Origin of the sequence: Endozoicomonas acroporae (genome assembly GCF_002864045.1) — a bacterium.
Classification (GTDB): domain Bacteria; phylum Pseudomonadota; class Gammaproteobacteria; order Pseudomonadales; family Endozoicomonadaceae; genus Endozoicomonas; species Endozoicomonas acroporae.
In genome coordinates this window covers 1-14,146 of the sequence record NZ_PJPV01000011.1, presented here as the reverse complement: position 1 = coordinate 14,146, position 14,146 = coordinate 1, and the positions used below count along the sequence as shown (strand labels likewise).

At 41.6% G+C, this 14,146-nt stretch carries 5 protein-coding genes; all 5 read left to right on the top strand.

From position 1 onward, the window contains the following. Positions 1-66: 66 nt before the first annotated feature. A complete protein-coding gene (rplS, locus tag CX664_RS02465; protein WP_101745198.1) occupies positions 67-420 on the top strand; it encodes a 50S ribosomal protein L19 in 354 nt (117 codons plus the stop codon). Between the two features lie 411 nt (positions 421-831). After that, on the top strand, positions 832-1,989 hold the full coding sequence (locus CX664_RS02460; protein WP_145999767.1) for a hypothetical protein: 1,158 nt from the start codon (positions 832-834) through the stop codon (positions 1,987-1,989). A 377-nt stretch (positions 1,990-2,366) separates the two neighbouring features. Then, positions 2,367-6,143, top strand: a complete 3,777-nt coding sequence (locus tag CX664_RS02455) for an ankyrin repeat domain-containing protein (protein ID WP_101745196.1) — start codon at positions 2,367-2,369, stop codon at positions 6,141-6,143. Positions 6,144-6,915: 772 nt separating this feature from the next. Further along, positions 6,916-9,960 (top strand): ankyrin repeat domain-containing protein, encoded by a 3,045-nt coding sequence (locus tag CX664_RS02450; protein WP_101745195.1) that lies wholly within the window; start codon positions 6,916-6,918, stop codon positions 9,958-9,960. Between the two features lie 236 nt (positions 9,961-10,196). Continuing rightward, positions 10,197-13,952 carry an ankyrin repeat domain-containing protein gene (locus CX664_RS02445; protein ID WP_180966352.1) on the top strand — a complete coding sequence of 1,252 codons (3,756 nt, stop codon included), beginning with the start codon at positions 10,197-10,199 and terminating at the stop codon, positions 13,950-13,952. Positions 13,953-14,146 lie beyond the last annotated feature (194 nt).

The following is a 14,146-nucleotide window of genomic DNA, read 5'->3' as shown; positions in this document are numbered from 1 at the left end:
TCGGCTTGTTTCGGAGTGAAACACAGCTTGAGCGGGACAGAATTGACTAACCAGGAGCAATTATCAATGAGCAAAAACAAAATCATTGCGCAGCTTGAAGCTGAACAAATGAACAAAGAGATCCCTGCTTTTAGCCAGGGTGACACTGTCGTCGTACAGGTTAAGGTAAAAGAAGGCAACCGTGAGCGTCTGCAGGCGTTCGAAGGTGTTGTCATCGGTAAGCGTAACCGTGGCCTGAACTCTGCTTTCACCGTTCGTAAAATCTCCAGCGGTGTTGGCGTTGAGCGTACCTTCCAGACTTACTCTCCGCTGATCGCTTCTGTGACTGTGAAGCGTCGTGGTGACGTTCGTCAGGCTAAACTGTACTACCTCCGCGAGCTGAGCGGTAAAGCTGCTCGTATCAAGGAAAAGCTCAACTAAGATTCAGTTTAATTTTCCGGCAACTGATTTTCACACGAGTTTCTCAGAAGAGCGGATTGGTGAAACACCTGATCCAGAAAAAGCGGCGAAAGCCGCTTTTTTTTATCTGAACAAATCATGATTTTCACTGTCTTAATAAGTTAAGAAGCAGTTATAAAGGCAGTCATATTTATGCCGGATATTATCCAACCCTGCCATTCCAGCTTTGCCATAAGAACAGCACCACTCAGTGACAATAACACTGCAGATAGCAGCAGTGCCACCCACTTCCGGGAGTCACACCTGCCCTCCACCAGAACGACAGTTACCAGCGACATTGTCGATTTGAACTCCACCAGAATCAGTCACAGGCACGTTTCGACTAATACCGCCACAACCCACTCACCACTCCCGTCAACGGCAACTCAGGATATGGCAACACTACCTGAAGGGCCTGACTTTCTTCTGCGCTTTCCCGAAGAACACCTTTTCCTGCTCTTTGCCGATCCGGATGACATTATTTCCAGTCGTTCCCCACAGGAATATGAAGATAACGAGCCAGGATGCACAGCAGCATGGTGCCGCTGTATGAGCCAGGTGTTAGAGTGGATTCAGCATGACCCTGAGGATGCCCCCCTGATTTCCCGACAACGCTATATGCAGATCAACGCCTTACTGACCGAAGGCGTGCAAAATATGCTTGCCAGCCATATCCCCGGAACCGTACGAAAAAGGCATGTGGGTTACCCCTCCAGTGAACATACCCAAAAAGGCTTCGTCCAGGCACTGCTGTACAAGCAACGACTAGAAGAAAGCTATGAGCTTTGCCGTGGCACCCATGGTGCGACCATTGCCACTTCTCCGAAAGGCAGCATAATTTCTGATACCAGACTGATTGCAAATTATACCGACCTTAAAGGTATCAACATTTCTTTCAGGGCATTAGGACCTAATGGTCCAACATCAGAAACAAACGGAGTTGATAAAATTTTGTTCAAATACCAACTCATGGCCCTTCTTGAGAAAGAAATAATCACGCCGCTGAATACACAACTGGAATCACTACAGCACAAGAAAATCAACAAGCCTGAACTGCTGGTAAAACTGATTAGAACACTTGCCAAATACTGGCCCAGACTTGAGCAGCTACATGCATCTATGGATGGCACCTGCAGAACAAATTATATGTTAATGCAATATATTTTTATGAAATTTGGTTTCCCTCCGCCGGTATTAATGGATCCAAACTCAATTGACCTGGTTCATACTTCTCTTTGTAAAAGAATCATAGGCATTGGCTTAAAAAATTCAATTGGACTCATGAATAAAAAAGATCAGGTATCAGAAACAGAAGCAATTATCCATCGATACACAAAACAATACCTGAAAAATTCGTTTTGCCTTATCCGCTCATCGCAAAAATACGAAAAATACCTGATTCCAGATGCATTGAATTTTAACGATCATTACAAAACCCAAATGAAGTATCTTACCAGAGAGTTCATTGAGGTACTGGCTCCATACAGAGCCAACACGCAAACGGGTACAAGACCACTGAAGACACCTTTACGCAGCCGGAAAAAATCATGACTTGCTAGAACATCATTAAGCCCACTGCAAAAAGCTTATTGCACCACTGAATCAATCAGCTCCGCCGGACCAATCACAATGACCAGCCTTCCCCCGGGAAACAAATGGAACCGTAGTACAGATGCCAAATCCCCGGATTTGCTTAATGAATAAAAAAAAGAACGACAGTATTGGAACTATTGATCAATTTTACGATCTTAATAAAGGTAAAATTATCAAAGCTCGTTAAAGTTTCAGTTATTGCCCGGCATTTCAGGTTCTCTTACGGCTTATACCAAAAAGCAGTACCATAGTAATGCATTATCAGGAAGTTCAAAGGTTAACGACAAAACCGCAACAGGCTTTGAAAACACTTAATTAAAAAAAGGTCCTGATAAATGTTCTATCTTGGCGTACTGTTTACTGCTGTTGCAGATACTATTTCTTCAGTTATTCCAACTGATCCTCAGAATCAAACTCACGGCGCAGCCACTGGTGACACCCCGCAGCTTCCCGGTGACTTCGATCATCGCGAGGTGTGCCGGATGTCATCTGCTACCACATCCATCTGCAATACTCCGCCAGATTCACCATTGCTTCCACGACAGAGCCTCGGGCAAAGAACCATGTGGCCGCTCCATGTTGATAACACGATCACTGACATACCCTCCAGTGAAGAAAACGGACATGATACTGCTGCAAGTGGTTCAGCTGAAGTTGCTGTTGTCATAGATGAAGTTGATACTGCCATAGATACTGCTCAATTACCCGAAGAAACTCCTGAAGCTGTTGGCCAGGATTCTTCAGAATTGCACGAAGAAACTCCTGAAACTGTTGACCAGGATTCTACTGAATTGCCCGAAGAAACTCCTGAAGCTGTTGGCCAGGATTCTACTGAATTGCCCGAAGAAACTCCTGAAACTGTTGACCAGGATTCTACTGAATTGCCCGAAGAAACTCCTGAAGCTGTTGGCCAGGATTCTACTGAATTGCCCGAAGAAGCTGCTGCCAAAGATACTTCTGAACCACCCAGAGAAACTACTGAAACTGCTGTTATAGATGATACTAATGAACCACCTGTATCAAATTTAGATATTACTGCCCTCTTTGGCACAAACCATGAAGATACTGGTGCAATATCGAGTAATGGCAGCCTGGTCCGTTATGACACAGACACTGATATAGCAACATTTCCATCAAATCCATATCATTTACCCTCAGCTCCACCTCCTTTACCTTCAGCTCCACCACCCGATTATGAGGAGCTATACCCTTGGAGAGAATTACATCGGGCAGCGGACAATATTGACCCATCAGAAGCAAACGAGATTAACAAAAATCCCATCCCGGACGACCTTGAAGGGACATGTGCATTGCCACCAGTTACTGAGAAGCCAATAAGTCCGGAAGAATTCAATGACACCTACTATGAAGCCTTAGCGACTGGTAACTTACATACTATAGAGCACCTGAGGCGAGATTATCCCCAGCGCATGATTGACCCTTTGCAATATCCGGAAACACGGAAATATTTATATCATCCCCTGCATATAGCTGCCGCAAAAAATCAGATGGCATCGTTAGAATTTCTTTGCCAGCATCCGTTTATTGATATAAATGCCCTGTCACCTGAGAAGAATACTGCTCTCCACTTAGCTATCGATCACAATAACGTGGCAGTCGTAAAATTTCTCTGTCTACGCCATGATATTGATGTAAATCTGAAGAATAAATGCGGCTTCACCCCTATTATGTTAGCCTGTTCAAAAAACGCAGACGGTCAGATAATAGATGCATTATTGGATAGTCAACCGGTTCTGGACGAGGAAAAACAAATCGAAACTGCACTTTCCTTCAGCGTTAAAAACAACAATCTGGAAACCACTAAAAAATTATTAAAATCTGGTGCACAGGTTAACAAGAAACATGAAGATGGAAAAGACAGCATATTTTATATTTCCTTCGATAAAGCCTCTGACGAAATCAGTAAATTGCTACTGGATAATCTGCGGGACGTAAATCAATCAATATCTAACTGTAATGCTCGGGTATTGCATCTGGCTAGTTTACAAGGCAAAACTGATATTGTTATTTATCTGATTAAGACTCTTAATGCTTCTAAATTTGTAACCAATAAATATAAATCCATGGCAGTCCATTATGCAGCGTATGGAAATAATGCAACAACATTTCGCACATTGATTGACCTTGGATGCACCCTGGATGAAGCAAGAGGAAGAATAGAAGAAGACTTTTGGCCTAAGGTAAAACGCAAGTATTCGCGTGGGTATGACATAGACTATCGCAAGAAATATAAAGTAAACGGAAGAAAGTTATTTGAAAAGGGTGGCACACCTTCGGAATTTTTTAAAGGTGATATCGAGCAGATGAAAACTCACGAGACTAAACATGAACGTACAAAAAAATCAATTAATATAGAAAAAGAAAAAGATAGAAACCAAATGCTACGTATGCAGGAAATTCTTAAAGCACAAGAAGCACTGGAGAAGAAAGAAAAAGACCGAACAGAAAGATTAAAACGTTTGGAACATCAAATTAAAAGGTCTGTAGAACAAAATAAAAAAACAACTGACACTGCTGCCACAGGCGTTACATTAAGTACACCATCGACACCTGAACAGCCTGCTCCAGACTCAGATCTCTCCGCCCTTACTTACACGCACCAAAGCGGATACGAAGCAATGCAGAATGAGTGGACCCGTTATGATGTAAATGACTGCAGGCATCCACCAGTGACACCGTTTACCAACATGGACGACGTGCGCGGGGCATCAGCAATGCCAGCCATGATGGAGAAGCAATTAGACGATAACAAATTCCAAAAAATGTACCTTAATGCAATCCAGGCAGGTGATATAGACACTTTAAGGTACCTGAAACAAGCTCGACCCAATTTAATGATAGATTCTCTGGAAGATCCAAAGGATCCAAACGCATTGGTTCATCCCTTACATCTGGCTGCCTTAAATAAGCAGTGGGCAGCGTTAGAATTTCTTTGTAAGCTGGATGGAATTAATATCAATACTCGCATGAGTAATGGGCAGACAGTTCTTAATCTGGCAGTCCGCGAGAAAATGGAGGAGACTATACTTTTTCTCTGTCAGCAACCACGCATTAATGTCAATTTATCAGATTATGCCACCAGACATACCCCTATTATTTCTGCCTGTGAGTTAAATTTGAGTGATAAGGTTATAGAGGCATTATTAGCGCATAGACCGAGTCTGGAGCCGAATAATAACCAAAAAACTGCACTTGGATTCAGTGTTAAAAACCGTAATATTACCGTTACTGAAAAGTTATTAGAGGCTGGGGCTAACGTTGGCAAGGTTGAAGAAGATGGGAAAGACTCAGTGTTCTATATCGCTTTCCAGGATGACAACGAAGAGATGAGTGAATTATTATTGAATTATTTACCCGACATCGATAAAGCAATAACTGAACATCATGCTCGCGTGCTTCATATAGCCTCTCATTTAGGCAAACCCACACTTGTTAAGCAATTGGTAGAGGTTTATGAAGCAAACAGATTTATAGAGAATAAAGATAAAGCCATGCCTGTTCATTATGCGGCACATAATGATCATTCAGAAACACTGCGTGTATTACTCGAACTAGGATGCTCATTGAACGAGCGTAAGGGAAAAATAGAAGATGATTTCTGGCGAATGAAAGACGATGGATTCTATGATTATTGGAATCAATGCCAATCCCGAAGTGTAGATTTAAAAAGTTACAATAAAGAAAATGCAGGTAATTTATACTACCATGGTGGTACACCTTCAGAGTTTTATGGAAAGTTAGATATAAAGCAGTTAGAAAATTTGGAAAAATCTATAGGAAAAGACATAAATGTAGAAAAAAACAAGGACGAAGCAAGAATGAAGGAAAGACAAAAACAGCTTAAGCAAAATAGGGAAGAAAAACAAAAACAGGAAAAAAACAGACAAAAACGGGAAAGAAATAAGCAAAAAAAACTAAAACAGGAAGAAAAAAAAGGAAATAAACAACTAGCAAAAATGAGAAGAGAACTGGAAAAACTGGATTTAGAAGGAAATAGACTGAAGGATAAAGAAGAAAAACTGCAGACAAAAATGAAAAGCCCAGAGGGGGGAAAAAAGGAAAACATATTTAACATTTGGAAAAAGAAGTGAGTACCTATTAAAAATTGCGTATTTTAGCAATGTAAAACTCATTGCTCAGCTACTATGAAAGCAGCAAAGGTGTGCACTAGTACATTATTTCGATGAGTTTGATGTGTACCAATCTCCGTTCACCCTGAGCGGAGTCGAAGGGTGATTGGCACAGTCTTCAGGGTATGTTGTTTACGCCCTTCGACTCCGCTCAGGACGAACGGAGCCTGGGAGTCATTGATAGAAGGAACCCATCAATCATATTGAAACGATGTACCAGAATCTGATAAAGCAAATTTGAAAAAGCTACCCCTCAGCCTTTCTTCAGAGAAATGATATGATCTAAATTATCATGTAATATCAGATCTATTGATTGATAAAATTTTATTCAAACACCAACTTCCCGCCCTCCTTGAGTAAGAAAAAATTACCCTGCTGAATACACAACTGAAATCAATATAAATTTGAACACCAAAAATAAACTGAAGCATCCGAAAATTCTAGCATAGCTCCGGGCCAACTTGCATTTAACCTTTACGATTTTGAAAACCATAATCAAGTGACTGATGCAGCCAAAGCAGGCAGCATTTGAACTATTGATTAGTTTTACGGTCTGAACAAAAGTATTAATTAACAAAGTTCGTTAACGTTCAGTTTTTGTACGGCATTTCAGATTCTCTTATGGCTTATCCCAAAAGTAGTACCATAGTGATTCGCTATCAGGAAATTCAAAAGCCAACAACGAAACCGAAGCAGGCTTTGGAAATACCCAATTAAATATAAGGCATGTACCATGTACTACTCCGTTGGCAATCCGGTTACTACTGTTACAGATACAGTTTCCTTTGCTACTTCAACTAACCCTCAGAATCAAATACCAGGCACAACCACTAATAATGGTGCTCCTGGGAATTCAGGTGACTTCGATAACCGCCACATTTACGAGAGTTCATCTGCTAACTCATTCTTTGCCAATCTGCCAGATTCACAATCGCCCACTCCTCAGGCGATGAGCCTCGGGCAAAGAACCATGTTGCCGCATCCTGTTGATAGCACGATGACTGTCCCGCCCTGTGGGCAAGAAACCGGGCATGATACTGCTAATGAATTTCTACTACCGACAGATCCACCACCAGCCTATCCCGACAGTTCTGACCATTTATATTTCAATCTGCCAACCTATGATCAGCTGTTCCCCTTGTTACCAGGTTATGAGCCGGCCATGCCCCGGCCAGAAGAAGACGAGATTAACGAAAATCCCTTCCCGGACGACCTTGAAGGGGCGTGCGCATTGCCACCTGTAACTGCCAAGCCATTAAATCAGGATGAATTCAATAATATATACTTTCATGCCTGTCTGAGTGATGATGTAGAGACAATTTCACAACTGTACCAGGCTGATCCCAAGTCAATGAATAATTTTCTGACGCATCCGGACAACCCAACAATATCAGTTCATCCCCTGCATCTGGCTGCCGAACGTAATCAGCGGAGAGTGTTAAGATTTCTTTGCCAAAATCCATATATTGATATAAATGCTTGCGGGCCTGAAAAAAATACCGCTCTCCACTTTGCCATCAGAAATCACCAGGGGGCGGCCGTACACTATCTCTGTCAACAACCGAACATTGATGTAAATGTGGAAAACAGCCTCGGTTGCACACCTATTATTTTAGCCTGTGAAAAAAACTCAGACAATCGTATTATACAAACATTATTGAATAAAAAACCGTACCTGGGCCCAAACAAAAACGGTGAAACTGCACTTTCCCATAGCGTTAAAAACAATAATCTGAAAACTACTGAAATATTAATATATAACGAGGCACCTGTTGACACGATGCATAGTGACGGAAAAGACAGCGTATTTTACATTTCTTTCACAAATGCCTCCGATCAGATTAGTAAATTGTTATTGAGTCATTTGACAGACATAAATCAAAAAATATCCGAAGCCGGGGCTCGTGTGCTGCATCTTGCTGCTTTAACAGGCAAAGATGACATCATTACTTACCTGATAGATAGGCGCAAAGCGTCGAAATCCTTGACCAATAAATATAACTCCATGGCAGTTCATTATGCAGCGCATGACAATAACGCAACAACATTGCGTAGATTAATCGATCATGGATGCACCCTGTTTGCAGGAAAAGGAAGAATAGAAAAAGACTTCTGGAAAAAGAAAATAATTAATGGTCGTCATACACAAAAAATAGACTTTACCAGGACAAATAAATCAAACGGAAAAGAATTATTTTATCAGGGTGGCACACCTTTGGAAATTTATGAAGGTGATGAAGTACAGATGATGAACTATGAGAAGGAACACGGTATTAAAAACAATGATGACAAGAAAGAAGAAAAAGATACAAAACAAATAACAATATTCCAGAAATTAGCAAAAAAACTACAAATACTGCATATAGAAAAACCTGAAAAAACGACCGGCGCTGTTGCTTCCACAGACACTACACCAGGTGCGCTACCAGCACCTGAACAGCCTATACCGGGCTCGGACCACTCTGCCTTTGCCAACACACATGCAAGTGGTGATGAAACAAACAGGAATCCCGAAAATATCGATCCGGACGACGTCTGCGGGGCATCAGCATTGACACCTGCAAGTGGTTATGAAGCAGACAGGAATCCCGAAAATATCGATCCGGACGACGTCTGCGGAGCATCAGCACTGCCAACTATAATGCAGGCACCACTTAGCCGGGACGATTTCAATGTAACGTACTATAATGCGTGCGTGGCAGGTGATTTAGACACTATCATGCGCCTGAAACAAACTCCCCCCCAATTAATGCCCCAATTAATGATTGACTCTCTGAGAGATCCAAATGATCCAGAAGTGTTACTTCATCCCTTGCCTCTGGCTGCCTTAAATAGTCAGTGGGCAGTGCTAGAATTTCTTAGTAAGCTGGACGGTATTAATATAAACGCTCGCATGAGAGATGGTAATACCGCTCTTAGCCTCGCTGTTCGCATGAACAACCAGGACGCCATACTTTTTCTCTGCCAGCAGCCTGGCATTGATGTCAATGTGTCGGATTCCGAACGTAATACCCCTATTACTTCTGCATGTGAGTTAAATTTGAACGATCAGGTTATAGATGCATTATTAGCGAATCTGAACCTGGGCCAGATTAGATACGCACAAACTGCTCTTTATTTCAGTGTTAAAAACAATAATCTCAATACTACTGAAAAATTATTGAATGCAGGAGCCGTCGCCGACAGGTGTTGTGAAAAAGCAACAAATTCCCTGCTTTACTTTTCTTTCACACATGCCAACGATGATATCAGTAAATTGTTATTGAAAAATATGCCCAACATAAATAAAGCAATATCTGTTAATGGTACCCGCGCGCTTCATTTGATATGTTACCTGGGCAAACATACACTTATCTCGTACCTGATAGATGATCTTGGCGCATCAAAATTTATAGAGAATAAAATGCATTCCAAGCCTGTCCATTATGCAGCACATAAAAACAATAAAGAAGCACTGATTGAATTAATCAAACATGGATGCACCTTGAAGGAAGGTCGGGGAAAAATAGAAGATGAGTTCTGGCCACAGACTGTTCCAGAAGCCTTCGCCGGGGGTTGTCGCATACCTCCAGTTATAAATTTTGAAAAATACAATAAATCAAATGGGTATAGTTTATACAGCCGTGGTGGTAAACCTTCAGAATTTTACGGGAAAGGTATTCATGATTTAGAAGATCTTGAGGCATCGCTGAATATAAACATAAAGGAAGAAAAGAAGAAGGATCACAAAAGTATGGAAGAAAAAAAGCATAATATAAAACAGGAAAAATACCCGTGAAGCTTACCAACGGGACCTGCTGTATTCTTTGAGTGGCCGCAGGAGCACACTCAAAACGTTGGCAAGCTAATACTCTCAGCCAGCGAGGAGGACTTTCGCCGATTCCTTATTAACCCTAAAGTCAATTTGATAAGATACAATCCCTCTTTATTGGGACTGAATCGTTACATTAGATAATCAAGAGTAAAGAATAAATGATACCACAATATCACCCCATTTTATTCCAGAGTCCATTATTGTCAGAAAGCACTGAAAACCCGGATGAGAAAACAACTGATTACATTGCTTTCCCTGATGGAAATTTTAGAACGCTGGCAGAAATTAAAATGGATCAACCTGTCAGCTACATCAAAATGAAAACCCAGTTTCTGACTGACATTGGCAAGCTGAAGACTTTGACACAGCGTTTAATCAGCAATGAATTTAATAATCAAATTGATACCTTTTACACAAAGATTTCAGATGATCTGAAATATGATGATAAAAAACCTCACAGCCTGATATCATTCAAGGATACTCGTTATTATCTCCATAGAATCATTAATCGAACTGAGCGGTTTCTTGAGCTGGAAGCGAAAAATCCTGATGATGCTGATAAATGGTCTTTAAATAGAGACAGTTTTTGCACTTTGTTTCATGAGATTCTTTCAGGGATAGACAATTGTCTTGGGGGCAATGGTACCCGCCTTCAAAGTGGATTTACCAGCATCGAGAACTCCCGCGACCCACAAAAGGTGCTGTTGCAGATTCGACACGGGTTACTGGATTATGGCGTTAAATTATTTCTGATAAAAGAGCGTGCCAGTGATAAGGATGAATTTGGATTAGGGAATGAAGTACACACGCACAGTGAACTTTACAATTTAGTCTGTGAACAGTTTGGTTTGGAACCCCTTAAAGATTTTGGTCACAATGTAAATCTCAATAATAATACAGGAATGATTGATCGACTTGAACTTATCCTGCCATCCCTGATGCCGGAGTTCGAAATACTTAATAAACTGACAGATGTATTTTACCAGGACTTAGTATCCTCTTTAAAAAAGCGAAATAAAGAACACTGGCTGACCCGTCCTGTTTTTTCCTCAGAATTGGAGGATGAAATCACTGATGGAATTAAAGTGGATTTTATAACCCCAATAAATCTTCGGTTCAAAACCAATGATAAAAACAGGCTTGGCCTATGCACAATCATCAAACCCTGCGATGATGGGAGCTATGAATTTTCAAAGAGTCGGGAGCGATTTCAGGTATGGTTAATCGATAATTATTTGAATCATACTCCTGCCGCGAACGTACTCACTATGGTTGGCGAGAAAAATAACGCACACTCTTCCCGGTTTTTTTCGAAGAAAGATAAAGATAAAGATAAAGATAAAGCACCACTTTTCTACATTGGCTCGAAGGATAATCTTTATTTCTGGGTCTTTAAATCAGAAACTCCTCTTATGCAGGATGCCAACTGCAACCTGGAATGGGATAACCATCAAACATTGACACTGAGTCATTTAAAAACAGTTGATTTTAATAACTTACCTAATGAAGTACGTTTCAATCTTTTTCAATATGCTTTGCACAACTCTAATAAACCAAGTGACTTTTTTGAGTTTTTCCTTGATAAAACTGCATCTGAAAAATGGGACGAAATGGTTAAATCTGACCCTCAAATAAAGGAGATTATGTTAGAGAAAACTATTAATACCCTGAACGATGATGCAGCAGGGTCAACCGGATTTTTACCGCATCTGCCTGCGGGATCTCTTAAAGGGCATGCCAGTAATTTCTTCAACAACTTATTACACCGGGCATTTAAACTGAAACAGGCTGGTATCATTGACTTTTTACTAAAACATAGTCTGCACAAGTGTTCAACCAGGTTTATCAAAGCTGAATTCCAGAAAGTCTTGTTTTCAACATTACAGTTTGACTCAGAAAAATTTACAATGCTCTGCAAACACCCTGTTGTTGACTTCACCTCAAAAAATGAACAAGATCAAACGCTATTAATGATAGCTGCAAAATATGGCAAAACAGAGCACCTGAAACTATTTCTGGCAAAGAAAGGAATTAAAGTGAATTTGCAGGACAAGAGTGGCTTTACCGCACTCTCTCTGGCTGCAGCATATGGGCAAATCGAGTGTCTGATGGCACTTCTGACACGTGATGATATCAAACTGAATATAGAGACCAATGACGGTTGGACCGCAGTAAAGCTCGCTGCAAGATACGGGCAAACTGATTGTCTGAAGGTGCTTCTGAAACAGCAAAAAATTAATGTAGACCTGCGTATCAAGAATAGCTGGACGCCATTAATGGCGGCAGCAAGAGGCGGTCATGGGGACTGTGTAAAGGCATTGCTTGACCATGATGCGTCGTCGATCAATGAACAAAACAAGGAAGGCTATACGGCGTTAATGCTGGCGGTAATTGAAGGGGATGAACGTTGTGTCTCGTTATTATTTCAAAAATCCGATAGTGGCATCAATACAACCAATAAAAACGATAACACTGCATGGATTCATCTGCGTAATATTTTTGGGTTAACGCTGGCAATGCTGGCCGCAAAATATGGCAATATTTATTGCCTGAAAGCAATTCTGGAGAAAAAAATCATTGACGTGGACGAGGTAGAAAATAACGGCCAAACTGCACTCATGCTGGCTGCGGCATTTGGGCAAACGGAGTGCCTGGAACTACTTCTGGCACAGGAAGGAATTGACGTTAACAACCAGGAAAACAACCTCAAGACTGCTCTCATTCTGGCTGCAGATCATGGGCGAACGAAGTGCCTGGAACTGCTTCTGGCACACCAAAAAATTGATGTGAATTGTCGGGGCAAATATAGAGTTACTGCACTCATGCTGGCTGCACAACTCGGGCATACGGACAGCCTGACAGAACTTTTGAAACATAAAGACATCAAACTGAATGCGCGGGACAATAGAGGTTGGAGCGCATTAATGTACGCAGCAAGAAACGGGAAAACGGACTGTTTGTTGGCACTTTTGGAAAAACAGGGAATTGACGCAAACCTGCCTGACATTGATGGCTGGACGCCATTAATGTCGGCAGCAAGAAACGGTCATGGGGACTGTGTTGAGGCGTTGCTTGCACATGACCCTTCGTCGCTCAATGCACGAAAAAAAGATGGCGCTACGGCTTTGATTCTGGCAGCAAATGGAGGGGATGAACGTTGTGCCTCGTTATTACTCAAACAACCGAATATAGACATTAACACCACAGATAATTACGGTAAAACCGCATGGCAGTATGCGCAGTCCTGTAATGTAGCACAGTGTCAACCATGGCAACAATTTCAACAGATCCTGGATGCAGTAATCAGTGGTAATTTGACATCTCTGACTGAACTGCTGAATGTTGCCGGAGTATTGATCCATGTTCGTAATAAACAAGGGTTAACACTGGCAATGATGGCCGCAAAAAATGGCCAGATTGATTGCCTCAAAGCAATTCTGGCGATGAACGTCATCAACGTGAACGAGAGGGATAATACAGGCACAACTGCACTCATGCATGCTGCAGAATATGGGCAAACGAATTGTCTGGAAGAGCTTCTGAAAGAGGAAAAAATTGATCCGAATGCCCAGTCCAATGCCGGTTGGACCGCATTAATGCACGCAGCAAGAAACGGGAAAACGGACTGTTTGCTGGCGCTTTTGAAAAAACAGGGAATTGACGCAAACCTGCCAGACATTGATGGCTGGACGCCATTAATGTCGGCAGCAAGATACGGTCATGGGGACTGTGTTGAGGCATTGCTTGTACATGACCCTTCGTCGATCAATACACAAAAGAATCACGGCTACACGGCTTTGATGCTGGCAGTATTTGCAGGCGAATCAGGTTGTATCAGGTGTTTACTTTCACACCCTGACATCAAAATTGATAGTAAAGTACTGGATCTGGCTAAACAGAAAAATGATTCGGAAAGTTATCAGCTAATGGTTAATCATAAGCCTGAATCCAGTTGAGTCTGTCTAAGTAGCTGGCCATATGGAATCATATATTTCTGACTACTTGGGCAGGTGCTATGCGAGGCACAACGGAGGGAGCATAGCCGTAGCTATGTGACCGGAGTTGTAACGAAGCAGAGTGCCTGAATAAGGAGTCAGAAATATATGATTTCATATGGTTAGCTACTTATCACCAGCAGTCAGAAGATTTT

Bases quoted from the DNA above. Each gene is read 5' to 3' on its own strand.
- rplS (WP_101745198.1), top strand. From the start codon at position 67: ATGAGCAAAAACAAAATCATTGCGCAGCTTGAAGCTGAACAAATGAAC.
- CX664_RS02460 (WP_145999767.1), top strand. From the start codon at position 832: ATGGCAACACTACCTGAAGGGCCTGACTTTCTTCTGCGCTTTCCCGAA.
- CX664_RS02455 (WP_101745196.1), top strand. From the start codon at position 2,367: ATGTTCTATCTTGGCGTACTGTTTACTGCTGTTGCAGATACTATTTCT.
- CX664_RS02450 (WP_101745195.1), top strand. From the start codon at position 6,916: ATGTACTACTCCGTTGGCAATCCGGTTACTACTGTTACAGATACAGTT.